The organism is Paractinoplanes aksuensis (genome assembly GCF_024137025.1).
Classification (GTDB): Bacteria; Actinomycetota; Actinomycetes; order Mycobacteriales; family Micromonosporaceae; genus Actinoplanes; species Actinoplanes aksuensis.
In genome coordinates this window covers 83,887-107,553 of the sequence record NZ_JAMYJR010000040.1, presented here as the reverse complement: position 1 = coordinate 107,553, position 23,667 = coordinate 83,887, and the positions used below count along the sequence as shown (strand labels likewise).

At 69.7% G+C, this 23,667-nt stretch carries 25 protein-coding genes; 13 read left to right on the top strand and 12 right to left on the bottom strand.

Annotated elements, in window-relative coordinates:
• Positions 1-181: 181 nt before the first annotated feature.
• Positions 182-2,077, top strand: a complete 1,896-nt coding sequence (locus tag M1L60_RS35445) for a pectate lyase-like domain-containing protein (RefSeq protein ID WP_253241921.1) — start codon at positions 182-184, stop codon at positions 2,075-2,077.
• Positions 2,078-2,237: 160 nt separating this feature from the next.
• Here M1L60_RS35445 and M1L60_RS35440 read toward each other — a convergent pair whose 3' ends face one another.
• Positions 2,238-2,993, bottom strand: a complete 756-nt coding sequence (locus M1L60_RS35440; RefSeq protein WP_253241920.1) for a serine hydrolase — start codon at positions 2,991-2,993, stop codon at positions 2,238-2,240.
• A gap of 12 nt (positions 2,994-3,005) precedes the next feature.
• On the opposite strand from M1L60_RS35440, the gene M1L60_RS35435 reads away from it, so the two are divergent.
• The gene (locus M1L60_RS35435; RefSeq protein WP_253241919.1) at positions 3,006-3,692 is read left to right on the top strand and encodes a nucleotidyltransferase domain-containing protein; all 687 of its coding nucleotides are present in this window, start codon (positions 3,006-3,008) and stop codon (positions 3,690-3,692) included.
• Here M1L60_RS35435 and M1L60_RS35430 read toward each other — a convergent pair.
• The 3 genes from M1L60_RS35430 to M1L60_RS35420 form a co-directional block, all read right to left on the bottom strand.
• Positions 3,667-4,167 carry a hypothetical protein gene (locus M1L60_RS35430; protein WP_253241918.1) on the bottom strand — a complete coding sequence of 167 codons (501 nt, stop codon included), beginning with the start codon at positions 4,165-4,167 and terminating at the stop codon, positions 3,667-3,669. The two genes, M1L60_RS35435 and M1L60_RS35430, sit on opposite strands and share 26 nt — an antisense overlap.
• A gap of 68 nt (positions 4,168-4,235) precedes the next feature.
• On the bottom strand, positions 4,236-4,418 hold the full coding sequence (locus M1L60_RS35425; protein ID WP_253241917.1) for a hypothetical protein: 183 nt from the start codon (positions 4,416-4,418) through the stop codon (positions 4,236-4,238).
• Between the two features lie 148 nt (positions 4,419-4,566).
• On the bottom strand, positions 4,567-4,842 hold the full coding sequence (locus tag M1L60_RS35420; RefSeq protein WP_253241916.1) for a hypothetical protein: 276 nt from the start codon (positions 4,840-4,842) through the stop codon (positions 4,567-4,569).
• Positions 4,843-4,895: 53 nt separating this feature from the next.
• Here M1L60_RS35420 and M1L60_RS35415 point away from each other — a divergent pair, with 53 nt between their 5' ends.
• Both M1L60_RS35415 and M1L60_RS35410 read left to right on the top strand, forming a co-directional pair.
• On the top strand, positions 4,896-5,426 hold the full coding sequence (locus tag M1L60_RS35415) for an RNA polymerase sigma factor (protein ID WP_253241915.1): 531 nt from the start codon (positions 4,896-4,898) through the stop codon (positions 5,424-5,426).
• The gene (locus tag M1L60_RS35410) at positions 5,423-6,190 is read left to right on the top strand and encodes a hypothetical protein (RefSeq protein WP_253241914.1); all 768 of its coding nucleotides are present in this window, start codon (positions 5,423-5,425) and stop codon (positions 6,188-6,190) included. The genes M1L60_RS35415 and M1L60_RS35410 overlap by 4 nt, the downstream gene beginning before the upstream one ends.
• On the opposite strand, the gene rho is transcribed toward M1L60_RS35410, so the two are convergent.
• Complete coding sequence (gene rho, locus M1L60_RS35405) at positions 6,187-7,407, bottom strand: transcription termination factor Rho (RefSeq protein WP_438862191.1); 1,221 nt, start codon at positions 7,405-7,407, stop codon at positions 6,187-6,189. The genes M1L60_RS35410 and rho overlap by 4 nt on opposite strands.
• Positions 7,408-7,504: 97 nt before the next feature.
• Between rho and M1L60_RS35400 the strand changes: the two genes are divergently transcribed.
• The gene (locus tag M1L60_RS35400; RefSeq protein WP_253241999.1) at positions 7,505-8,368 is read left to right on the top strand and encodes a hypothetical protein; all 864 of its coding nucleotides are present in this window, start codon (positions 7,505-7,507) and stop codon (positions 8,366-8,368) included.
• Positions 8,365-10,032: a hypothetical protein gene (locus M1L60_RS35395; RefSeq protein ID WP_253241913.1), complete on the top strand. Its 1,668-nt coding sequence runs from the start codon at positions 8,365-8,367 to the stop codon at positions 10,030-10,032. The genes M1L60_RS35400 and M1L60_RS35395 overlap by 4 nt, the downstream gene beginning before the upstream one ends.
• A 344-nt stretch (positions 10,033-10,376) precedes the next feature.
• Here the strand turns inward: M1L60_RS35395 and M1L60_RS35390 are convergent, their stop codons facing one another.
• The 3 genes from M1L60_RS35390 to M1L60_RS35380 form a co-directional block, all read right to left on the bottom strand.
• The gene (locus M1L60_RS35390) at positions 10,377-11,543 is read right to left on the bottom strand and encodes an epoxide hydrolase family protein (RefSeq protein WP_253241912.1); all 1,167 of its coding nucleotides are present in this window, start codon (positions 11,541-11,543) and stop codon (positions 10,377-10,379) included.
• A 107-nt stretch (positions 11,544-11,650) separates the two neighbouring features.
• On the bottom strand, positions 11,651-12,739 hold the full coding sequence (locus tag M1L60_RS35385; protein ID WP_253241911.1) for a glycosyltransferase: 1,089 nt from the start codon (positions 12,737-12,739) through the stop codon (positions 11,651-11,653).
• Positions 12,732-13,658, bottom strand: coding sequence for a glycosyltransferase family 2 protein (locus M1L60_RS35380; RefSeq protein WP_253241910.1), 927 nt, complete (start codon positions 13,656-13,658; stop codon positions 12,732-12,734). Before M1L60_RS35380 ends, M1L60_RS35385 begins: the two co-directional genes overlap by 8 nt.
• A gap of 227 nt (positions 13,659-13,885) precedes the next feature.
• Between M1L60_RS35380 and M1L60_RS35375 the strand changes: the two genes are divergently transcribed.
• Complete coding sequence (locus M1L60_RS35375; RefSeq protein WP_253241909.1) at positions 13,886-14,746, top strand: MEDS domain-containing protein; 861 nt, start codon at positions 13,886-13,888, stop codon at positions 14,744-14,746.
• Here M1L60_RS35375 and ybiA read toward each other — a convergent pair.
• On the bottom strand, positions 14,734-15,309 hold the full coding sequence (ybiA, locus tag M1L60_RS35370; protein WP_253241908.1) for a riboflavin biosynthesis intermediates N-glycosidase: 576 nt from the start codon (positions 15,307-15,309) through the stop codon (positions 14,734-14,736). The genes M1L60_RS35375 and ybiA overlap by 13 nt on opposite strands.
• 327 nt (positions 15,310-15,636) lie before the next feature.
• Here ybiA and M1L60_RS35365 point away from each other — a divergent pair, with 327 nt between their 5' ends.
• Positions 15,637-16,137: a hypothetical protein gene (locus M1L60_RS35365; RefSeq protein ID WP_253241907.1), complete on the top strand. Its 501-nt coding sequence runs from the start codon at positions 15,637-15,639 to the stop codon at positions 16,135-16,137.
• A gap of 88 nt (positions 16,138-16,225) precedes the next feature.
• Here the strand turns inward: M1L60_RS35365 and M1L60_RS35360 are convergent, their stop codons facing one another.
• Positions 16,226-16,627 carry a GNAT family N-acetyltransferase gene (locus tag M1L60_RS35360; RefSeq protein WP_253241906.1) on the bottom strand — a complete coding sequence of 134 codons (402 nt, stop codon included), beginning with the start codon at positions 16,625-16,627 and terminating at the stop codon, positions 16,226-16,228.
• A 282-nt stretch (positions 16,628-16,909) separates the two neighbouring features.
• On the opposite strand from M1L60_RS35360, the gene chvE reads away from it, so the two are divergent.
• The 4 genes from chvE (at position 16,910) to M1L60_RS35340 (ending at position 21,597) form a co-directional block, all read left to right on the top strand.
• A complete protein-coding gene (gene chvE, locus M1L60_RS35355) occupies positions 16,910-18,037 on the top strand; it encodes a multiple monosaccharide ABC transporter substrate-binding protein (RefSeq protein WP_253241905.1) in 1,128 nt (375 codons plus the stop codon).
• Complete coding sequence (gene mmsA, locus M1L60_RS35350) at positions 18,037-19,569, top strand: multiple monosaccharide ABC transporter ATP-binding protein (RefSeq protein WP_253241904.1); 1,533 nt, start codon at positions 18,037-18,039, stop codon at positions 19,567-19,569. Before chvE ends, mmsA begins: the two co-directional genes overlap by 1 nt.
• Positions 19,566-20,801, top strand: coding sequence for a multiple monosaccharide ABC transporter permease (gene mmsB / locus M1L60_RS35345; protein ID WP_253241903.1), 1,236 nt, complete (start codon positions 19,566-19,568; stop codon positions 20,799-20,801). Before mmsA ends, mmsB begins: the two co-directional genes overlap by 4 nt.
• Before the next feature lie 169 nt (positions 20,802-20,970).
• A complete protein-coding gene (locus tag M1L60_RS35340) occupies positions 20,971-21,597 on the top strand; it encodes a DinB family protein (RefSeq protein WP_253241902.1) in 627 nt (208 codons plus the stop codon).
• A 26-nt stretch (positions 21,598-21,623) separates the two neighbouring features.
• Here the strand turns inward: M1L60_RS35340 and M1L60_RS35335 are convergent, their stop codons facing one another.
• Complete coding sequence (locus tag M1L60_RS35335; RefSeq protein ID WP_253241901.1) at positions 21,624-21,923, bottom strand: hypothetical protein; 300 nt, start codon at positions 21,921-21,923, stop codon at positions 21,624-21,626.
• Between the two features lie 93 nt (positions 21,924-22,016).
• Positions 22,017-22,715, bottom strand: a complete 699-nt coding sequence (locus tag M1L60_RS35330) for a TetR/AcrR family transcriptional regulator (RefSeq protein ID WP_253241900.1) — start codon at positions 22,713-22,715, stop codon at positions 22,017-22,019.
• A gap of 83 nt (positions 22,716-22,798) precedes the next feature.
• Here M1L60_RS35330 and M1L60_RS35325 point away from each other — a divergent pair, with 83 nt between their 5' ends.
• The gene (locus M1L60_RS35325) at positions 22,799-23,653 is read left to right on the top strand and encodes an NmrA family NAD(P)-binding protein (protein ID WP_253241899.1); all 855 of its coding nucleotides are present in this window, start codon (positions 22,799-22,801) and stop codon (positions 23,651-23,653) included.
• The last annotated feature ends 14 nt before the right edge of the window (positions 23,654-23,667 follow it).

The window sequence follows — 23,667 nt, the reverse complement described above, 5'->3', positions numbered from 1 at the left end:
GACCGAACATCCGTTCCCCGGGGCCGTTCGGGCAAGGTGCGTTCCGGAACCGCGGCGAGATGTCCGATGCCTGTGTGAATGCGGTACCCCACCGGCGTTCCGGTTCTTGACATGTCGATGTGTCTATTGCTTGCTGTGATCCAGTTTGTTGCTCCCCCGTTAACGGAAGGGACCTTCCCGCATGACGACAAACGCCGGGCGGCCGTCCGGTCGCCGGCAACTGCGACGGATCTTCGCCGTTGGGCTCGCCACGGTCACCGTGGGTGCGCTCACCAGCGTCCCCGCCGCCGCAGCCCCCACCGCAACACCGGCCGCGAAAGCGGCCACCCCCAATTTCGGTAGCAACGTCACCATTTTCGACCCGAGCATGCCGGTCGCCGAGATTCAGGCGAAGCTCGACGCCGCGCACGCGCAGCAGGTCAACGCCGAGATGGGCACCAACCGGTACGCCTTCCTGTTCAAGCCGGGCACCTATGGCACCGACGCCCAGCCGCTGCAGATCAAGGTCGGTTACTACACCGAGGTCTCCGGCCTCGGCGCTTCACCGAACGACGTGGTGATCAACGGAAAGGTGGAGGTCTACAACCGCTGCCTGACCGAGAACGGCACCGCGAACTGCCTCGCGCTGGTCAACTTCTGGCGCACGCTGTCGAACCTGTCCATCAAGGTCAACGGAGCGGGTCAGGACGGGTGCCGCGCCGGCGCCAACTTCTGGGCCGTCTCGCAGGCCGTGTCGCTGCGCCGGCTCAACGTCGACGGTGGCTTCACGCTGATGGACTACTGCACGGCCGGCCCGCAGTACGCGAGTGGTGGCTTCATCGCCGACTCGCAGTTCGGCGGCGTCACCAACGGTTCGCAGCAGCAGTGGCTCACCCGTAACAGCAAGGTCGGCAACTGGTCGAACGCGGTCTGGAACCAGGTGTTCGCCGGCGTCGAGGGCGCGCCGGACGACGCGACGTTCCCCGACCCGCCGTACACGACCCTGGAGAAGACGCCGCTGAGCCGGGAGAAGCCCTTCCTGTTCGTCGACGCCAAGGGCAAGTACAACGTCCGCGTGCCGAGCGCGCACCGCAACACCAGCGGTGTCAGCTGGGACGAGGACCTGACCAGCGGCCGGACGATCCCGCTGAGCGACTTCTTCGTCGCGAAGCCGTCCGACCCCGAGTGGCTGATCAACGCGAACCTGCTGCTCGGCAAGAACCTGCTGTTCACGCCGGGCGTCTACAACATCGATCAGACCATCCACGTGTTGCGGCCGAACCAGGTCGTGCTCGGGATCGGCCACGCCACGCTGACCGCGGTCAACGGGGCCACGCCGCTCAAGGTGGCCGACGTCCCCGGTGTGATCATCGCGGGCGTCACGATCGACGCGGGTCTCAAGGAGTCGAAGAACCTGCTGCAGGTCGGCAACAAGAGCGGGCTGAAGATCAGCTCGCCCTCGAACCCGACCACGCTGTCGGACGTCTACTTCCGGGTCGGCGGTCCGCACATCGGCAAGGTCGACACCGCGCTCGAGGTGAACAGCGACAACGTGCTGATCGACCACACCTGGGTGTGGCGCGGTGACCACGGCGTCGAGGGCTTCACCGAGGGCGTGAACGGCGACACCCAGCGGTGGCGCACCAACACCGGTCGCTACGGCGCCATCATCAACGGCGACAACGTGACCGCGACGGGCCTGTTCGTCGAGCACTTCCAGAAGTACAACACCATCTGGAACGGCGAAAAGGGCGTCACGGTGCTCTACCAGAACGAGCTGCCGTACGACCCGCCGACGCAGGCGGACTGGATGAACGGCAAGACCAAGGGTTACGCGGGTTACAAGGTCGGGGACAAGGTCAAGAACCACACGCTGTACGGCGCGGGGGTCTACGTCTTCAACCAGAACAACCCGGCCATCGAGACCGAGAACGGCTTCGAGGTGCCCAAGCGTCCCGGTGTGAAGCTGCACCACATCATGACCGTCAACCTCAGCGCCGGCGTGATCAACCACGTCGTCAACGGGGAGGGCGCGGCGGCCGACATGACCAAGGTCGGAGCGCCGGTGTTCGTGACGGACTACCCGGCAGTACCGTAGGCAAAGCAAGAGGAAAGGCCGGAACCCTCTCGGGGAGTTCCGGCCTTTTCCACGTTCAGGGGAAGGATGCCTCCTGGCGGGGTAGGCACCCGTCCCGTCCGCCATTCTGCCCCGGCCGGGCCGTTTCGGCATGGACCGAACAGGCGAGGATCCTGCGGCTTTACGACAGTGCGGTTCCTATTTCGCGCATGGCGTGCAAGACCATCGAAGTGTCGCCCGGCGCGAAGTTGGCCAATACTGCGTACGCCTGTTCGCCCCGATAGCCGACGTCGGCTCGGATGCCGTCATCAGTGCCCGTTTTGTTGCGAACACTGTCGGTGTGCGCCAACGGGTCGTCGTGAAAGGCCGACGCGACCATCGAGAGGTCGGTGCTCGTGGCCAGCCAGCCGTCCAGCCGCTCGGACACCGCGGGCGTCAACAGCTCCCGGCGGTTGATCCGGTGCATGAAGGCCGCCAGTTCGCCGGCTGCGCCGGTCGAGAGCGTCGGCGGATGATGCGGCCCGCGATTATTGCGTACGAAATCAAGCAGTTGAGTTTCGTGCAGTCCCAGCGCCGTAGCCGTCCGCCGCACCGCGGGCAGCCCGACCCGCGCCAGCAGCACATTAGTGGCGTAGTTGTCGCTCACCGCCGCGATCAGCACCGCCAGATCGGCGACTGGCAGCGCGTGGACGGCCAGATGCTGCCACAGTCCCGAGTCGGCCACCGCGAGCGCCGGATCCTTGCTCAGCACCTCGCCCGGGTCGAGCTCGCCCGTCTCGAAGCCCCGCGCGACCTCGGCCAGCAGCAGCAACTTGCCGATGCTGGCCGTCCGCAGCCGCTGCCCCGGCTCGTGCGAGGCCCGGCCCGGCACGTCGATCGACCAGGACACTCCGGGTGTGGCCGCGACAATCCGGTCGACAACTTCCTGAAGATCCATACGATCATTGTCGTGTCTCCCCTCGACGACCTCCTGGCCCGGGCCACCGCCGACCCGAACGTGGTCGGCGTCGTCCTCACCGGCTCGCACGCCCGCGGGCTGGCCACGGAGAGCTCCGACGTCGACGTGGTCGTCATCGTCGCCACGCCCAGTGACACCTGGCGTCGTGACCGCACGCCGACGCTCGACATCGCCCCGGTCACCGCGGAGCAGATGGCCGACACGTCGGTGCTGTGGCCGCGCTACGGCTTCCGGGACGCCCGGGTGCTGCTCGACCGGGGCGGGGTGGCGGTCCTGGTCGACCGCCAGTCGACGCCGACCGCCGAGGAGGCCCGCGAGTGGGCGCGCGAGGGGCTCGACGGGTACGTGAACCAGCTCTACCGAGCCGCCAAGAGTCGCCGCGACGGCCACCCGGCGGCCGCCCACATGGACGAGCAGGAAAGCGTCCAATGGCTGCTGATGACGGTGTTCGCGCTGCACGGCCGGCTGCGCCCGTACAACAAATACCTGGAGTGGGAGCTGGCCACCCACCCGCTGCCGGATCCGTGGAACGAGGCGCTGGCGCCGGCCTACGTGGCCCACCACCCGGTCGAGCTGTTCCCGGCCGTGGCCGACCTGGCCCGCACCCACGGCCACGGCGACATCATCGACGACTGGGGCGCCGACATCGACCTCATCCGGCGGTCATCGGCACGATGACCGCGTACGCCGACGCGACCGGCCCGCCTTCCAGGTAGACCAGGATCTGGCCGCGCTCCAACCGGCTGATCCCGTCCTGCCGAACGGTGCCGTCGCACGGAAACTCGCCGCGCACGTACTCACGCTCATTCGCGCCGACCTTCACGACGTACGTCAGGATCCGCGCGGGATCCTCAGCGGCACAGGCCGCCTGGACCATGTACTCCCTGTTCCGATCGGCGTCGCGACGCACCGTGGTCTGCCCGTGCGACACACCGTCGCGGATCGTGATCACCCGCCGCACCAGCTCACCGTCGGCCACGGCGGGCACCTTGACCGGCTTCGCGGCGGCTGCGGCCGTCGTCGGTGCGGCCGGCCGGCTCGTGACCGGGCTCGCCTCGCTGGTGGCCGGGGTGGGCGACGGGGTGGGATCCGCGCTGCAAGCGCCCAGGGCAGCGAGCGTGGCGATGGCGGCGAGCCGGTGGGCGGTGATCACAAAAATGATCGTCGCAGACGCGCTCGACCGGCGAAGCGGATCGTTCCGAGCCGGAACGGCCGGCCGCCTCACCCGAGCCGCTTGACCAGGAACCGGCAGGGGTCGGCCACCTCGTGCCAGGCCACCAGGTAGGTGCTCCGGCGCTCGGCCTGCCGCCGGTAGCGGGCCTCGTGATACCGGCTCAACCCCGGCGACGGCATGGCTTTCTCCAGCATCGCTACGTCCTCGGCCCGGCACTCCCTGATCTCCACCGCCCCACCGTGCGCGGTCAGCGGAAACAAGGCGACGCAATTTCCCGCCGCCGGCTCCTGACGCGCCCGGGGGCCGGCGGCGGTCACCGACGACGTGGGGCAGACCAGGGGTAACAGGTGGGACCGCCGCGCCGAGCCGTAGCCCCCGTCAGTCGCTGCTGCCGCCGCCTCCGCTGTTGTTGTCGAGGGTGGTGGCGGCGTCGTACGCCTTGTTCTCGGCGATAGCGGCGGCGTGGCGCTGGGGCAGACCCCAGCCGCGCCGGAAGATATCGTCGCCTGGGCGCTTGTAGCTGCCGCGGATCTGGCGGGTGGCTTTGCGCGCAGCGGCCAACTTGTCCACGGGCCGGCGGCGCCGGCGCATCCACACCGCGAGGGCGGCGCTCAGCGCGATGATCACGGCTGCGGAGACGACGATCCACGTCATCATTTCACAGTAGAAACGAGTAACAACATGCGAGCGGCCGGACAGGTAGGGGTGTGACGACACTGCGACCCGACCGGGAGGCCCGCTTCCGGCTGCTCTACGCCGACGCGTACGCCGATGTCCTGGCCTTCGCCCAGCGCCGCGGGCATCCGAGCCACGCCGAGGACGTGGTGGCCGAGGCGTTCCTGGTGGTGTGGCGGCGGTTCGAGGACGCGCCTCGCCGCCGCGACGACGCCCGCGCCTGGATCTTCGGCATCGCCCGCCACTGCCTGCTCAACGCGCAGCGCGGCCAGGGGCGTCAAGAAGCCCTCACCGTACGCATCTCGGCCGTCCCACCCGACGGGCCGGGCGAGCCGTCGGCCGAGCTGATCGACCTGGCCGCCGCCTGGAAGCAGTTGAGTCCGGCCGAGCAGGAAACCCTGGCCCTCACGGTGTTCGAGGATCTGACCTCGGCCCAGGCCGCGCGCGTGCTCGGTATCAGCGCCGCCACTTACCGGATCCGCTTGATGCGCGCCCGCCGGGCCCTGCGCGGGCACCTCGCCCCGGGGCCTTTTCCCGCCGAGCTGATGGAGGCCCAGTCGTGAAGTCGCTGCGCGCCCTGGACGTCGCCACCCCGCCCACCTTCGAGCAGTACGAGCGGGCCGCCGCCACCCTCGACCGTATCGTCGCCACGCCGCCCGATCCGCCGCGCCGCGTGTTCTTCCAGCGCTGGATGCTGGTCCCCGCGCTGGCGGCCGTCGTCGCGGTCGCCGTGATCGTCGTCCCGTGGGGGAGGAGCGGCCGCGCGTACGCCACCTGGACCCCGGTACCTGTGCCCCTGTCCGCGGCCGAGACCGACCTGGTCGGCGCCGCTTGCCGGGACGACATGCGTATCTACCAGTACCTGGACCTGAATCGGGCCGATCTGGTGCTGGCCGAGCGCCGGGGCGAGATCGCGGCCCTGGTCTATCGCCACGACGATCCGGCCTCGATCGGCTTCTGCCTGGCCCGCAACCTTCCCGGCTCCGACGACGTCGACGACGTGAAAACCAGTTACGCGGGCAGTTCCGGCTCCTTCGGGCAGGCGCCCCGCGGTGCGTTCACGGAGGGTGCGCTGACCGTCGACCCCGACGGGTTCTCCATCACCGAGGGTATGGCCGGCCCGGATGTGGTGGGACTGACCATCCGTACGGAAGGGCTGACCGTGCAGGCTTCGGTGCGTGACGGCCGGTGGGTCGCGTGGTGGCCGGGCCAGGCGCTGGTCGAGGTCGGCCGGGGCGAGTGGCGGGACGAGCCGCGCTCGTACGATGTACTACTGAACGACGGTCGGACAATCCCGAATGCGAGGCCGGCCCGGTTGCCGGGCTAAGCGGCCAGCGAATGGGCCACCCGGCGCAGGAACTCGTTGTTGGACGCGGTGCCGCGCAGCTGGTCGAGCAGTTGGCGCATGGCGTCGGGGGTGCCCAGCACGCGCCGCACCTGGTTGACGATCGCGAGTTCGGCCGGCGAGAGCAGGGTCTCGTCGTGCCGGGTGCCGGTCGAGGAGAGGTCGATGGCCGGGAAGATGCGGGCCTCGGCCAGCGACCGGTCGAGCTTGAGCTCGGCGTTGCCGGTGCTCTTGAACTCCTCGAAGATCAGCGTGTCCATGGCCGACCCGTTCTCGACCAGGGCCGTGGCGATGATGGTCAGCGAACCGCCGCCGTCGATGTTGCGGGCCGCGCCCAGGAACCGCTTGGGCGGGTACAGGGCCGACGCGTCCAGACCGCCGGACAGCGTACGCCCGCGACCCGGCGCGATCAGGTTGTAGGCGCGACCCAGGCGGGTGATCGAGTCGAGCAGCACGACGACGTCCTGCCCCTGCTCGACCAGGCGCTTGGCCCGCTCGATGGCAAGTTCGGCCAGCGCCGTGTGCTCGTGCGGCGGCCGGTCGAACGTGGCCGCGACGACCTCGCCGTGGACCGTGCGCTGGAAGTCCGTGACCTCCTCGGGCCGCTCGTCCACGAGCACGACCATCAGGTGCGCCTCGGGATTGTTGTGCGCGATGGCGCCGGCGATCTGCTTGAGGATCGTGGTCTTGCCGGCCTTGGGCGGCGCCACGATCAGCGCCCGCTGCCCCTTGCCGATCGGCATGGCCAGGTCGATGACGCGGGTGGTGAGCAGCCGCGGATCGGTCTCGAGGCGCAGCCGCTCCTGCGGGTAGAGCGCGGTGAGCTGGTAGAAGTCGGGCCGGTGGCCCATCGGCCGGTCGAGCTGCAGAGTGGCCGGCTTGCGCCCGTTGGTACGGGCCGTGCCGCTGATCCGGTCGCCGCGGCGCAACCCGAGCCGGCGCACCTCGTGCGTGTTCACCGGGATGTCGTTCCTCCCGGGCAGGTAGCCGTCGAGGCGCAGCCAGGCGCGGTCGTCGGCGATGTCGAGCAGAGCGTCCTGAAAGAGGACCTCGGCGGGGGTGGCTGTGACTGTCATGGGGGTACTCCTCAAGAGCCTGCGACAAATGCAGGGCCTGCGATGAAGCAGGGTGTGGAAGAAAGGCCGGAATGGTCTCGGCCGGAGGTTCGCCGCGGGGGCTACCAGAGTCTGGTGCCGCACCCGGAGGCTGCGCTCAAGGTAGCACGGCGTCGTCAGATGACATCCCGGGGACACGCCGTGTTTGCCCGGTGGACGCCTGCGCGGTATGGAATGCCTCGTGCACCACGCCAACCACTACTACGGCCACAGCCATGTCCTGGCCCGCTACTGCGGCCTCGACGACACCGATCCGCCCCGCCTGCACGGTTACCTGCAGCACGGCTGGAACATCGGCGACGGCATGGCCCCCGACCACGAGTACGTGCCGGGCGTCCCCAAGTTTGTGTGGTCGGAGCGGGTGCGGCGGCGGGCCTGGTCGCTCGGCCGGCGCGAGGTGTACGTGGTCGGTTCCCCCTGGGCGTACCTGGTGGCGATGGAACCCGAACCAGCGGGCGCGCCCGAGCGGGCCGGAACGCTGTTCTACCCCTTCCACGGCTGGGAGGGTCAGCACATCATCGGCAACCACGAGGGTCTGATCGACGAGATCAAGGCCACCGAGGAGGGCCCGGTGACGGTGTGCCTGTACTGGCAGGAGTTCCGCGACAAGCGGGTCCGGGCGACCTACGAGCGGGCCGGCTTCCGGGTGATCTCCCACGGCTACCGGGGTGGATGGTGGAAAGACCTCGACCCCGGGTTCCTGTACCGTCAACTCGCCGAGCAGCGCCGGCATTCCCGGGTGGCGTCGAACCGCCTGAGCAGCGCGATCATGTACGGCACGCTGGCCGGCTGCGAGCCCGCCGTGTACGGCGACCCGATGCAGCTCGAGCGCGAGAAGTCGGCCTTCGGCGGACAGGCCCGGATCGTACGGGAATGGGCGGATCTGCACGGGCCGAAGCTCGATCTGACGGTGGCGCGGCGCATCGCCACCGCCGAGCTGGGCGCCGACCGGCTGCTGCCGCCGGCCGAGCTGCGGCGGGTGCTCGGCTGGCCGTCCCTGCGTGAAGACCCCGATTTCGAGCTGACCGGAGTGTTGACCCGATGACCACCCTGATCGGCGGCGAAATGCTCGCCTGGTCCGACCTCGACGGCAGCCACGGCCGGCCTCCCGCTTCCGGCGCCGCCTTACGGTCACTTCTGTCTTCCTCCCGCGGGCGTACGTTGGTCGTGGGCCCGCACGCTCCGGAGTTGCTCGAGTCGCTACCGGCCTCGCAGCTGACCGTCCTCGTCCGCGGCGACTCGGATGTGCCGGCGGTATCGCGGGACGGCGTAACCGTGCTCTGCGGCAGCCTCGAGAAGCTGGCGGCGGAACCGGTGTACGACACGGTGATCGCCCTCGACGGCCTCGACCGCCTGCTGTCCGCGGAGGCCGAGCCGCACTCGTGGAACGAGACCCTGGCCCTGCTGCTGGCCGTCCTGGCCCCCGGCGGCCGCCTGCTGCTGGGCGTGCGCAACCTGTTCGGTGTCGACCGCCTGGTGGCCCTGCCCACCGCTCCCACCGACGCCGAGTGGGAAGTCCCCGACGACCACGACCCCGATCGCCCCGCCGGTCACGCCCGGTTGCTCGCCCACCTGACCGCCAGTGGTCTGCGGGCTGCCCGTGACTACGCCGTGTACCCGTCGTTGTCGTCACCCACGCTGCTTTTGAGCCGCGAAATCCTTGCCGAGCTCACCCTGTCGGGCGCCCTCGAAGCGGCGGTAGCCGCAGCCGTCCAGCCCACCACCGACGCCCTGGCCGATCCCGCCCGGCTGGCGACGCGCGCCGTGCGCAATGGCCTGGCCGCCGAGCTGGCCCCCGCCTGGATCGTCATCGCCGACCGCGCCGACCGCGCCGACCGCGCCGACCGCGCCGACCGCGCCGACCGCGCCGACCGCGCCGACCGCACTGCCCGCGCCGCTCCGGCCGTCCACGCCGCTCCGGCCAACCATGCTGCTCCGGCCAACCATGCTGCCCCGGCCGCACCGGGCGGGGCCGTCGCCGGAACCGGGCTGGTCGCCATGACTGCGCGGGCCGCTGCTCCCGCTGGTCCGTCGGAACCGGTGGGGCCCGGCGAGGGCGTAGCCGCCGCGACGCCGGACGCGTTCATCAACGGCCAGGAGGCACGTCTCCCGGCGTCAGGTCTCCCGCGCGGCCGCACCCTGGAGGACCACCTGCTGGCCGCCGCTCAGCGCCGCGACCTTCCCACCATGCGCGAGTTGCTCACCGCCTGGCAGTCGGCGCCGGCCGCCGGTGTGCCCGCGGGCCAGGTCGTCGTCGGCCAGAACGGCGACCTCACCGCCTTGGCCTCACCCGGTGAGCCGCTGGCCGCGTTGCGGACCTTCGCCGCCGAAGCGATCGCCGGCGGCTACGCCCACCTGTGGCCGATCCCGGCCGACGAGGCCGAGCTGACCGCAGTCCTGGCCGGCATGACCGGCCGCGAACTGGAGCCCGACGAAGTCCCACCGGCCGTTGCGCCCACCGCCCACGCCGTCGGCGACCTGCTGGCAGCCCGCGACCGCCTGACCCGGGAGCTGGCCGAAGCCAAGGCCAAACACGAGTGGTACGAGCAGATGCTCCTACGCCGCGAGGCCGAACTGAAACGGGTCCGCCAGCTGAACGCCCTGCTCTCCGCCACCGTCCCGGGCCGAGCCGCCACCACTCTGGTCGGCGGCCTCCGCGCCGGGAAGCGCGCCGTGCGCTCCGTCGTCCGCCGCACCCGAGGCAGCTGACGCTCGGCCGAAGCTGACCAGGCACGCATCCACCCCGAAACCGAGGAACTCGCCCCCGCCCAGGTCGCCGTCGCCCAGACCCGCGTCGGGTAGTCCTCCCGCCACGACTCCGGCAATCGATTACCGATTCGCGATTTCAACTGACGAACTCTTCGTTGCCCAGGTCGCTGTCGCCCGGCCCAGGTCGGCAGACCACCTGGCACGATGCCCGCAATCGATTAGCGATGCGCGATTTCCGGCTATCGATTACCGATTCGCGATCGCGGGCGCCGGGACAGAAGCAAGGCTGGCGGACTGCCGTCCTGACCGGGCGGGCCGGGTGGCCCGCCCGTTGTGGCGGCGGGTCAGCGCAGGGAGCGGAAGGCGGCCCGCAGCTCCTGGGCGAACAGGCCCGGCTCCTCCCAGGCGGCGAAGTGGCCGCCGCGGGCGGCTTGGCCGTAGTAGTTGAGGGTGGGGTAGGACTGATCGGCCCAGCTGCGTGGGGTGTTCCAGATCTCGCCGGGGAAGGCGCTGAAGCCGACCGGGACGCGGGGGTCGGGCAGGGGTGCGCCGCCCGCGGCGGGGGCGTCGGGGCCGTAGGCCTCCCAGTAGGAGCGGGCTGTCGAGGCGCCGGTGCCGGTCAGCCAGTACGCCGTGATGTTGTCGAGGATGTGATCGGGGGTCAGGTTGCCCGACGGGGTGTCGTCGACGAAGGCGCCGGCGATCTTGTAGTAGGCGTCGGTGTCGTGGTCGATCATCCAGGCGGCCAGGGCGGTGGGGGAGTCGAGCAGGGCGTAGCCGATCGTCTGGGGGCGGGTCGCCATCTCGACGAAGTAGCCGTTGCCGCTGGTCTGGAAGGTCTTGATCGCGGCCAGCGCGGCCTTCTCCTCGTCGGTCCGGTTGGGCAGCGCCGCGGGGTCGTTGAGCGCGGGCACCAGCAGGTTGGTGTGGATGCCGGCCAGGCCGTCGGGGCCGATCCGGCCGAGCGCGTCGGTGACTCCGGCGCCGACGTCGCCGCCCTGGGCCACGTACCGGTCGTAGCCGAGGCGGCGCATCAGCTCGGCCCAGGCGTTGGCCGTGCGGACCAGGTCCCAGCCGGTCTCGGCCGGCTCGCCCGAGAAGCCGTACCCGGGCAGGGACGGCAGCACCAGGTGGAACGCCTCGGCCGGATCGTCGGGGGCGGTGAGCGGGCCGACCGAGTCGAGCATCTCGATCACCGAGCCGGGCCAGCCGTGCGTCATGATCAGCGGCAGCGCGTTCTCGTAAGCCGACCGGACGTGGACGAAGTGGATGGTCACGCCGTCGATCTCGGTCGTGTACTGGGGGAGGGCGTTCAGCCGGTGCTCGACGCGCCGCACGTCGTACTTGTTCTCCCAGTACTGGCACAGCGAGCGGAGCGCGGCCAGCTGCACGCCCTGCTTGCGGTCGGCGACGAGCTCGCGGGTCGGCCAGCGCGTCGTCGCCAGCCGGCGGTGCAGGTCGTCATAGGCCTCGTCGCGGAACTGCACGGTGAACTCTTGGATCGCGGTCATGTCACGCACTGCCTTTCGAGGGTCGAGGCGGAACACCTCGAGCCTCGCCCGGAGAGCGGGCGGCGCGCACCCGTGGGACACCCTGGCCCGTACCCCGGGGGCCCGGGTCAGGCCGTGACCTCGTCGTAGATGTCCTCGAGGGCGCGGCTCTGCCGGGCCACGTCGAAGTGGGCCTCGGCGCGGGCCCGGGCGGCCGCGCCCATGGACGCCTGCAGGGCCGGGTCGTCGAGCAGTTTGCGCAGGTTGGCGGTCAGCGCCTCGCGGTCGCCCTCGTCGCCGAGCAGGCCGGTCACGCCGTCGGTGACGGCTTCGGGGATGCCGCTGTGGCGGGTCGACACGACCGGCAGGCCCAATGCCATGGCCTCGACGACCGTGGTGGGCAGGCCTTCGCTGTCGCCGTCAGCCGCCGTACGCGAGGGGGCGGCCAGCACGCGCGTCTCCGCGAGCAGGCGGTAGACCTCGGGGGCGGGCTGGGCGCCGAGGAAGGTGGCGTCGACGCCCAGGCTGCGGGCGTAGCCCTGCATCTCCGCGAAGCGCGGGCCGTCGCCGATGAAAAGCGCGCGCGCTTTGAGCGAACTGAGCGCGGCGATCAGGTCGTCCGCACCCTTCTTCTCGACGAACCGGCCGACGAACGCCACGTCCCACTGTTTCGGCCCGTCGGGGACCGTGGCCGGCAGCGGCACGCCGTTGTAGTGGACGCGGACCTTGGCCGGGTCGGCGCCCCAGTGGATAGCGCGCTCGCGGATCACGTCGGAGACCGCGATCAGCACTTGAGCGCGCTGGAAAACCGTGCGTAGATTGCGGCGGTAGCGGACACCCTTGGGCCCGGTGCTGGACGGCTGGCGGGTCACGTCGTGGCCGTGCAACGTCACCACCAGCGGGATTCGCGCGCGGGCGGCGGTGCCGCTGATCAACCAACCGTCGCCACCGAAATGGGCGTGCACCACTGCCGGTCGTACGCCGGCAATCAGTTTTTGCATGTTGGGCGACGAACCGATCAGTCGCAGGCGCAGAAACGCGCGACGATCGGCCTCGGACGGATAGGCGATCAGATCCGTGTCGCGGGCCAGGGGCGAGTCGATTTTCGTGGCGCCCGCGTAAACCGGTTTCCAGCGGGTCAGCGAGTCGGCCTGGCTGCGGATGAATGTCTCCGAGCCCAGCAACATCGCGCTGCGCCAGACGAGAACCTCAGGCATTCTTGCGACCGACAACCAGATCCCGTACGCGATGACGTACCGCCGGAGGCAGAGCCCAGATCTGCAGGAAAGTGACGTATTCGAGCGGGCCCGGCTGACCGTTCTTGCGCGCCTCGCTCAGCAACTCGCGGAACACCTTCGCATCGCGGGTCGGGGCGGCCATCGAACTGATCACTGACATGGTGACGGCAGCGTACGCGCGTGGAGTGAAAAGGTGGCGGTTGGCGCGCGCCCAGGCCAGCTGCTCCTCCCACGGATTCTGCAGGCTGATCCGCTCGCGGTTCTCGTCCTGGTGCCAGAGCACGAGCGGCTCGGGCGCGTAGAGCAGTTCGACGTCGTCGTGCTGCAGCGCGCGCAGCGTCCAGTCGAGCTCCTGCTGGCGGCGCAGGCCGACGGTGAACGGCACGCGGCGCAGCAGCTCGGTGGGAGCCATGATCGTCGACGTCTGAATGAAACCGTCGCCGTAGAACAGGCCGCGGCGGACGAGCAGGTACTCGCTCAGCGGCTCGCCGGGCTCGGGCAGGCGACGCGGCATGACCGTGTCGGCCCGCGGCGTACGGCTGATCATGCGGGTGGCGACGATGGGGGAGGCCTTGGTCGCGGTCCCGGCCAGCTCCAGCTGCCGCTCGATCTTGTCCGGCATCCACTCGTCGTCGTCGTCGAGCAGCGCCACGTACCTGCCCTCGGCGATGGCGACGCCCTGGTTGCGGGCGTTCGGGGCCTTGCCCCGCTCGGGCAGCACCAGCACCCGCAGCCGCTCGTCGCCGATCTCGTTCAGCGCGGCGACCGTGTCGTCGTCAGGCCCGTCGATCACGACGATGACCTCGAGGTCGCGGTGGCTCTGGCCCAGGGCGCTGCGGACCGCGCGCGTGGCCAGTTCCGGGCGGTTGCACGTCGGGATGACGACGCTGACGTCCATGTCGTGGATACCTGCTTCAGGCTGCCGGGAGCGGTTCAGCCGGAGATTAGGCGGGCCCGGCAGCCGTGCGGTTAATTGCGGGCGGCGCCGACGCGAAGCGCGTATGTCCCGGTTCATGCGGGCAGGCGGTTTCACATGGCGAAGTCACTCGACCGAGGTAACGCGACGGAAGCGGTTCGAAGCGTACGGTGATTCGCACCTTGGCCGCGGAAGAAGGAGAAGTGCCGGTGGCGGGGCTTCTCGATCGCCTCGAGCTCGGGGATCACGTCTGCTGGACCGTCGACGACGACGAGATCCGGCGGGACGCGGTCGTCGGCGTGCTGCACGGCGGACTTCAGGCCAACCACAAGGTGATCTATTCCGGTGACGAGCCGGACGCGGTGCTGTCCGCGCTGAGCCGCCGCGGTGTCGCGACCCGGGCCGCGAGCGAGTCGGGTCAGCTGGCGGCGGTGACGCCCGAGGGCAGCTATCTGGCCGGCGGCTCGTTCGACGCCGAGGGCACGCTCGCCCACTGGAGCGTCGAGAAGACCCGGGCCCGCGCCGAGGGCTATCGCGGCCTGCGCGTCGTCGGCGAGATGAACTGGGCCCGGCGCCAGGTTCCGGGGGCCGAACGCCTCGAGTGGTACGAGGCCCGGTGCAACACAGTGTTCGCCGACGGCTTCGTGATGGGCATTTGCGCGTACGACCCCAGGCAGTTCGATCCGATGCTGCTGAGGCGCCTGGCCCTGGCGCACCCGGGTGCGGCCGGCCCGCTGCTGCCCTTCGATCCGGACACGTCGCTGCGCATCCGCAGAACCGATGAGCCGTACGGTCTGTGGTTGTCGGGCGAGGCCGACATGTCCAACCGGTACGCGCTGGCGGCCATGGTCGAGGAGGTGTTCGCGGTCCGCGAGCCCGGGGCCGTGGTCACGATCGACACCACCGCCCTGCGCTTCGCCGACACCGCGGCGGCCCGGGTGCTGCTCGACGCGGCCCGGCACGGCCCCATGCACATCGTCGGCTGCTCGCCGGTCATGCTGCGCCTGCTGAACTTCCACGGCGCCGGCTCGCTGCCGGGACTGGTGGTCTCGGCCGGCTATCCGAGCTGAGAGCCGCGGTCGCGCAGCCGGTCGCGGACCTCCATCAGCGCGAACCCGAGCAGGTTGCTGCCCCGCCACCGGCGCGGGTCGGCCGCGGCCGGATCGTCGCGGCCGAGCCCGATGCCCCAGATGCGGTCGAGCGGGCTGGCCTCGACCAGCACCCGGTCGCCGGTGGTCAGCAGGTAGTCGCGCAGGTCGGCGTGCTGCCCGAACTTGGCCACGTTGCCGGCCACGACGATCTCGAAGCGGTGCTCGTTCCAGGTCGCCTGGTCGAAGCCCGCGACCCGGCCGCCGAGCGCCTTGGCCACCTTGGGGTGCGGCGCGGCCAGGATCCGCCCGGCCATCGTCTCGTCGCCGAAGAGGACGGCCTTGCGCCACATCATGTAGTGCTCGGCGCTGGCGAACCGGTGCCCCTCGGCCTCGAACGCCTGCGGCCACCACTGGCTGAGGCAGCCGGCGCCGGTGCTGCCGTCGCGTTCCGGCTGGTGGCCCCAGAAGAACAGGAACTTGACGCGGTTCTTCTGAGCCACGTACGAGGTGAGCTCGCCGACGCTGCGGACCATGACAGACATGCCCGCGAGTCTGCCTCACATCACCCCGCCTTGCAGACCCCATTTTTGTCATACCCCACCTCTACGTTCGTCCCATGAACACCGACACGAAGCCGGCCACCCGTCCCGTCTCGCCGCCGGTTGATCCGGCCGCTCTGCGCGCGCGCCGGGCTCGCCGGGCCAGACTCCGAGCAGCCGCCGCAGCCGCGATCAGGCGGGCCGCCCAATGAGATCCCGCGCCAGTCCGTCGCCCGGGGCGATCGAGTGCCGCCGGCGTCTCCGCTTGCCGCTCGCTTGACCCTCCAGTTGGTTGAGGGGGCAGCATGGCGAGGTCTTGATACGACGTCCATGGGAGAGCGCGCTGTGCCGGAACCGGTGAACAACGAGGGCGACGAGATGATGGCGGCGATCACCGGGGCGATCGGGCTGGGCCACGCGGGTGATCGGGTCGCCGCGCGCGACGAGCTGGAACGGTTGTGGGGCGAGACCGAGGATCCGCTGCACCGGTGCACGATCGCGCACTTCGTGGCCGACCTGCAGGAGTCGGTGGCCGACGAGCTGATGTGGGACGAGCGGGCGCTGGCCGTGGCGGCCGACCTCACCGACGAACGCGCCCAGCAATATGACGCGTCGTTCCAGGTGCGGGCGTTCCGGCCGTCACTGCACCTCAACCTGGCCGACGCCCACCGCCGCCTGGGCCACGTCGCCGACGCCCACCGGCACCTGACCGCCGCCGACGCCGACCTCGACCTCCTCCCCGACGACGACTACGGCCGCCTGATCCGGACCGGCCGCGAAAAGATCAGGCGAGCCCTCGCCGAAGGCTCAACCGATCCGCTCCCAGCCTGAAGTCGATCACCCGGCCGAGGATGAAGGCGCCGGTCGAACACGGTTCGCAGGTCGCACGGCCGTGAGCTGTCTCGCCTGCGTGCGGCCGTCAGGTCAGGCGGATCAGGCCGGCGGCGGTGGGGCGGAAGGCGCAGCGGTCCAGGTAGAAGTGGCGTAGGTGGGGCTCGAAGTCGACGTGGAGCCAGGTGCAGCCGGCGGTTCGGGCCTCGTGGGTGGCTGCGGCGACCAGGGCGGTACCGGTGCCGGCGTGCTGGGCGGCCGGGTCGACGGCGGTGTCGAGCAGGAAGGCGTGGTCGCCGCCGTCCCAGGCGACCTGGACGAAGCCGATCAGGCCTGTGTCGTCGAAGGCGCCGACCCAGGTCAGGGCGTGCCGGGCCAGGCGCTCGGACCACGGAATGACCGGGGTGGGGCAGCCGCCGAAGGCTCGGGCGTGCAGGGCGGTCAGTTCCGCGTCGTCGACGGCGAACTTGACGACCAGGGAGACGGTCACTGCCGCAGGCTATCGGCGGCACTAAAGGCGGCGCGGGCGAGTCCGTCCGCTGTGTGGTCGCCCGGTCGAAATCCATGACCACCATCCAGCCACAGCGACTGCCGTGGATCCGGTCCGGTTACCACGCATCGACCGGTGTGGCGACCTTCGAGACCGTCCTGTTATCGATAACAAAGTTTCGCTCAAATGTCGGCAACGTTGCTAGGGACGGTTGACACGTCTTCGTGTGACCGTTCACACTCGTGGCCATTCCGCTCCATGGCAACGATGAAGGAGTACCGCATGAGACTGTCCAGGATGGGCGCGGTGGTGTCCGCCGCCGTGCTTGCGACCTCCCTGGCCGCATGTGGTTCAAGCGAGAAAACCGTCGACAAGGAAGCCGGCGCCGGTGACAGCGCGGGCGCTCTGATCGGTGTCACCATGCCGACCCGCTCGTCCGAGCGCTGGATCAGCGACGGTGACAACCTCAAGAAGCAGCTCGAGGCGCTCGGCTACCAGGTCGACCTCCAATACGCCGAGGACAAGATCCCGACCCAGACCCAGCAGCTCGACAACCAGATCACCAAGGGCGCCAAGCTGCTGATCATCGCGTCGATCGACGGCACCGCGATCACCACGCAGCTCGAGACTGCGAAGAGCAACAAGATCCCGGTCATCGCGTACGACCGGCTGATCCGCAACAGCCCCAACGTCGACTACTACGCGACGTTCGACAACTTCAAGGTCGGAGTGCAGCAGGCGACCTCGCTGCTTACGGGCCTGAAGGTGCTCAAGGCGGACGGTTCGGCCGGTGACGCCAAGGGCCCGTTCAACATCGAGCTGTTCGCGGGCTCGCCCGACGACAACAACGCAACCTTCTTCTTCAACGGCGCCATGAGCGTGCTCGAGCCGAAGATCAAGGACGGCACCCTGGTCGTCAAGAGCAAGCAGACCGACTTCAAGACGGTCGCCATCCTGCGCTGGCAGGCCAAGACCGCCCAGGACCGGATGGAGAACCTGCTCACCTCCACCTACCGCGGCGGGGCCAAGGTCGACGGGGTCCTTTCCCCGTACGACGGTCTCTCGATCGGCATCCTGTCCGCGCTCAAGAGCAACGGGTACGGCACGGCGGCCCAGCCCTGGCCGGTGGTGACCGGGCAGGACGCCGAGGAGGCGTCGGTCAAGTCGATCCTGCGCGGCGAGCAGTACTCGACGATCTACAAGGACACCCGCGAGCTGGCCAAGACCACGGTCGAGATGGCCGACGCCGTGCTCAAGGGTCAGACGCCCAAGACGAACAACACGACCGACTACGACAACGGCGTCAAGGTCGTGCCGTCGCAGCTGCTCGAGTCCGTGATCGTCGACAAGTCGAACTACAAGAAGGAACTCGTCGACTCGGGCTACTACACCGAGGCTCAGCTCCAGTAATGAGCGACGTCATCCTCCGCATGCGGGGCATCTCCAAGACGTTTCCGGGCGTTCGCGCGCTCGACGACGTGAACTTGGAGGTGCTCCGCGGCGAGATCCATGCGATCTGCGGGGAGAACGGCGCCGGCAAGAGCACCTTGATGAAGGTGCTCTCCGGCGTCTACCCGCACGGCGACTACACCGGTGAGATCGAGTTCGAGGGGCAGGAGTGCCGCTTCGGCGGCATCCGCGACAGCGAGCACCGCGGCATCGTGATCATCCACCAGGAGCTCGCGCTGGCGTCGAACCTGTCGATCGCCGAGAACATCTTCCTGGGCAACGAGCAGTCCAAGCGCGGTCTGATCGACTGGAACCGCACGAACGCGGACGCGGCCGAGCTGATGGGCCGGGTCGGGCTCGACGAGAACCCGGTCACCCAGGTGCTCGACCTCGGGGTCGGCAAGCAGCAGCTGGTCGAGATCGCCAAGGCGTTGTCCAAGCGGGCCCGGTTGCTGATCCTCGACGAGCCCACGGCGGCGCTCAACGACGAGGACTCGGCCCACCTGCTCAACCTGCTGCGCGGCCTGCGGGACGAGGGCATCACCTGCGTGATCATCTCGCACAAGCTGAACGAGGTCCTCGAGATCGCCGACCGGGTGACGATCCTGCGTGACGGCAAGACGATCACCACGCTGGACGCCGACGGACTCACCGAGGACAAGATCATCAGCGGCATGGTCGGTCGCGACCTCGATCACCGCTTCCCGCCGCGGGAGCCGGTGATCGGCGAAGAGGTCCTCCGGGTCGAGAACTGGACGGTGCACAGCCCCACCCAGCACGGCCGGCTGCTCGTCGCGAACGCCTCGTTCCGGTTGAAGCGCGGCGAGATCGTCGGCCTGGCCGGGTTGATGGGCGCCGGTCGTACGGAATTGGCGATGAGCATCTTCGGCCGGGCCTACGGCACCGGCATCAGCGGGCGGATCTTCAAGGACGGCCGGGAGATCAAACTGCGGTCGGTCGGCGAGGCGATCAAGCACGGCATCGCGTACGCCACGGAAGATCGCAAACGCTACGGGCTGAACCTCATCGAGGACATCAAGCGCAACGTGTCGTCGGCCGCCCTGCGCAAGCTCGCCCGGCGGGGCTGGGTCGACGACAACGAGGAATACCAGGTCGCCGAGTCGTACCGGCAGAGCATGAACATCAAGGCGCCCAGCGTCGCGAGCATCACGGGCAAGCTCTCCGGCGGCAACCAGCAGAAGGTCGTCCTGTCGAAGTGGATCTTCGCCGACCCCGACGTGCTGATCCTGGACGAGCCCACCCGCGGCATCGACGTCGGCGCCAAGTACGAGATCTACACGATCATCAACAAACTCGCCGAGGACGGCAAAGCGGTTCTGCTGATCTCGAGCGAGCTGCCCGAGCTCCTCGGGTTGTGCGACCGCATCTACACCCTCTCGGCCGGGCGGATCACCGGTGAGGTGCCGCGGGCCGAGGCCACCCAGGAAGGGCTCATGACGCTCATGACCGCCGGACAGGAGGCCCGCCCATGAGCGTCGCCCCGACCAGAGTGCAAGCTGATGTTCTGAAGAAGGCTCCGGGCGGACCCCGCCGGTTCCAGCTCAACCTGCGGCAGAGCGGCATCTACATCGCGTTCGCGGCGATCGTGCTGCTGTTCACGATCCTCACCGGCGGCGACATGCTCGCCCCGCAGAACATCAGCAACGTGATCGTCCAGAACTCGTACATCCTGATCCTGGCCATCGGCATGATTCTGGTGATCATCGCTGGGCACATCGACCTGTCGGTCGGCTCGATCGTGGCCGCCACCGGCGCGGTCGCGGCCGTCCTCATGGTCAACCACGATGTGCCCTGGCCGCTGGCGCTGCTGATCACCCTGATCGTGGGTGGTCTGATCGGGGCCTGGCAGGGCTACTGGGTGGCGTACTTCGGCATTCCGGCATTCATCGTCACGCTGGCCGGCATGCTGCTGTTCCGCGCGGTCACCTACAACATCCTCGGCAACCGGGGTATCGGCCCGTTCCCCGAGGAGGTGCGGACCCTGGCCAACGGCTTCACCGAGGGCTACCTGGGCAACATCGGGCTCGGCGCGCTGGGCGGGGCCGACCTGTTCACCCTGCTGATCGGCGTCTTCGCGGTCGGCGGCATCGTGGTCAGCCAGTGGCGCTCGCGGGCCGGCCGGTTGCGCTTCGGCCAGGTCGTCGAGCCGTTCCCGCTGTTCGTGGCGAAGATCGTGACCGCCTCGGTCGTGGTGATGTTCGTGATCGTGCAGCTGGCCCGGTTCCGCAACCTGCCGTGGGTGCTCGTGCTGCTGGCCGCGCTGGTGCTGGGGTACTCGCTGCTGACCAACCGGGCGGTGTTCGGCCGCCAGATCTACGCGGTCGGCGGCAACCTGCAAGCGGCGACGCTCTCGGGCGTCAAGACCAAGGCCGTCGTGTTCTGGATCTTCGTGAACATGGGCGTGCTGGCCGCGCTGGCCGGCATCATCTTCGCGGGCCGCCTCAACCAGGCCAACCCGACCGGTGGTGACCAGCTCGAACTGGACGCGATCGCGGCCGCCTTCATCGGCGGCGCGGCGGTCCAGGGCGGCGTCGGCAAGGTGGTCGGCGCGATCACCGGCGGCTTGATCATGGGCGTGATCAACAACGGCATGAGCCTGATCGGCGCCCCGAGCGAGCAGGTCATGCTGGTGAAGGGCGCGGTGCTGCTGGCCGCGGTCGCCTTCGACGTCTGGACCAAGCGGCGGGCCGGCGCCAGCCGCTGAAGTGCCCGGTGACCCACCCGCGCTCCCAGACCGTGGGTGGGTCACTGCCGTTCGCCGCGCCGACGCCTTCCTGCTCGTCCGCGCTGATCCGGTCGAACCGACGGCACGTCGGTCTGTGCCGGCGCCGAAATCGGTTGCGTCCGGGCCTACGCGAGGCCGTAATCACCTGATGATCAGCGACGATGTGACGCGGGCGTGCGACCTGGCCCGCGAGACCCTGACCGAGGCCCTCGACCGCGACTGGCAGAAATCGGCGGGCGGACTCGAGTGGACCTGTTGGGAGACGGTCGAGCACATAGCCGACTGTCTTTTCACGTACGCGGCCCAACTCACCCCGGCGCGGCCGTCCACCACCACGCACGTCCCGATCGGCTGGATGCGGCACCGGGAGGGCGGCCCCGCGCTGACGATCTTCGCCGACCGCGCCGCGGGCCAAGCCGGTCTCGTGCAGACCTTGGAGGTCTGCGGCACGATGCTCGCGGTCATGGTCGACGCCGTGCCGCAGGACCGGGTGTCGTTCCACAACTACGCCCCGTCCGACGCCTCGGGATTCGCCGCGATGGGCGTCGTCGAGGTCCTAATCCACATGCACGACGTGGCCACCGGCCTGGACATTCCGTGGTCGCCGCCCGCCGACCTGTGCGCCGGCGTGCTCGCCCGCCTGTTCCCCGACGTGCAACCTTCCAGGTCAGACCCGTGGGCGACGCTACTGTGGGCCACTGGCCGGGGCACATTGCCCGGCCACCATGTCCGCACGGCCTGGAGATGGGACGGCACCCCGGTCGCGCGGCGCTGAACCGGCCGTCCTCTCGACGGCATAGGTCAAGGTGTCACGTACCAACCGGCCGCCTTCACTGAGAGGCTGCCCTTGAGGGTGCCGGTCACCTTCACGATGTGGGCGTAACCCACTATCGGACCCTGGTCGGCGTCGAAGGCCGGATCGTCCGTCGAGGACTGGATACAGAGGGTGTCGCCCGCCTTGGGCCGGAAATATTCGATCGGCGCCGACGCCAGCGCTTGCCGGCAGTCCTCGAAGCGGCTCGGCGCTGGAACCGGCCCGCCGGAACGACGGGTTCCCTCCGCGGCTCGACGCTGGAATCCGGCCTGCCGGAACGACAGCATGCCGGGTGGCTCTGAAGCAGGTGGGGAAGCGGGATCAGCTACTCGATCCTCAGCGCTCGCTGCCGCGGGTCTGCGCTCGGACGTCCCCGCGGTTCAGTGACCCGAACGCAGATGGGTCAGGGAGCGGGTGAGCCACTCGGCCATCAGGGTGCGTTCGGCGTCGGTGAGGGCGGGGAGGTCGGGCAGGACGGTTCCGAAGGTTACGGCGGCGGTGGTCGGGCCGGGGTCGCGTACGGGTGGGGTGGTGGTCAGGATGGCGCTGGTCACGGCGTCGAACATGGCGTCGGCCAGGCCGGGGTCGCGGGCGTTCGAGGGCTGGCCCAGCAGGGCTAGGACGGCTCCGGAGCCGGCGGCGTGGATCATGCTGACGGCTCGGGGTTCGTCGACGCGGAGGAGGCCGGCGGCGGCCAGGCGGCGTACTCGGGATTCGAGGACCTTGATGCCGTTGGTGGTCGCGGGGGAGTGGGCGGCGCGCTCCGGGTTCGACAACAGCGCGTACAGGCTGGGGTTGGCCAGGCCGAAATCGATGTGGGCCTGCCACGCGGCCCGCAGGTCAGCCACCGGGTCGTCGGTGTCGGCCGTCCGGGTCTTGGCGGCGACGTAAGTGGCCATCACGTGTTCGGCCACGGCGTCGAGCAGGCCGTCCTTGTCGCCGAACTGGCGGTAGATCGTGGGCGCCTGCACGCCTGCGGTTTCCGAGACGGCCCGGGTCGTCACGGCGCGGATGCCCTGTTCCTGCAGCAGGCGGGTGGCCGCCTCCACGATCTTGGATCGGCTCTCCACGTCGGTCATGTAGCGATGATAACAACCTCTTGTTATCGCCCGGCGAAACGATGCTAACGTTGTCGACGTAACAACGGAAACGAGGAGTGATCATGATCGTCATCACTGGTGCCACCGGGCAGCTCGGATCGCGCATCGTCGAGCGCGTGATCGAGCGGGTGCCCGCCGGCGAGGTCGGCGTCAGCGTCCGCGACGCGGCCAAGGCTTCAGCACTGGCTGCGCAGGGCGTACGGGTTCGCACGGGCGATTTCACCGACCCCGCAGGCCTCGAGCACGCCTTCGCGGGCGCCGACCGCGTCCTGATCATCTCGGCCGCCATCCGCGGTGACGGCGCCGTCGCGGCCAACCAGGCGGCCATCGACGCCGCGCGGGCCGCCGGGGCGCAGCGCATCCTCTACACGAGTCACCAGGCCGCCTCGAAGACCTCGCTGTTCGCGCCGCAGCTGACCCACGCCGCGACCGAGGACTACCTGGCCGGCCTCGGCGTGCCGTTCACCGCCCTGCGCAACGGCTTCTACGCCAGCACGCTCAACTACTACCTGGGTGCCGCCCTCCAGACCGGCGAGCTGGCGCTGCCCGAGGACGGCCCGTTCTCGTGGACGGCCCACGACGACCTGGCCGAGGCGGCCGCCATCGCGCTGGCCGACGACGGAGTGCTGGACGGCGTGACGGCGCCGCTCACCGCGCCCGAGCTGCTCGACTTCGCGGACGTGGCCGCACTTCTGAGCGAGTCCACCGGACGCCGCGTCACCCGGGTCGTCGTCGGCGACGACGACTGGAAGGCGGCCGCGGTCGCCGACGGCATGCCCGAGTTCGCCGCCGAGTTCACGCTGGGCATGTTCCGGGCCGCCCGGCGCGGCGAGTTCGCGGTGACCGGCCCGACGCTCGAGAAGCTGTTGGGGCGACCGGCGCGCACGGTACGGGAGCAGCTCGCTGCGGGTCGCTGACTTTCCTGGCAGCA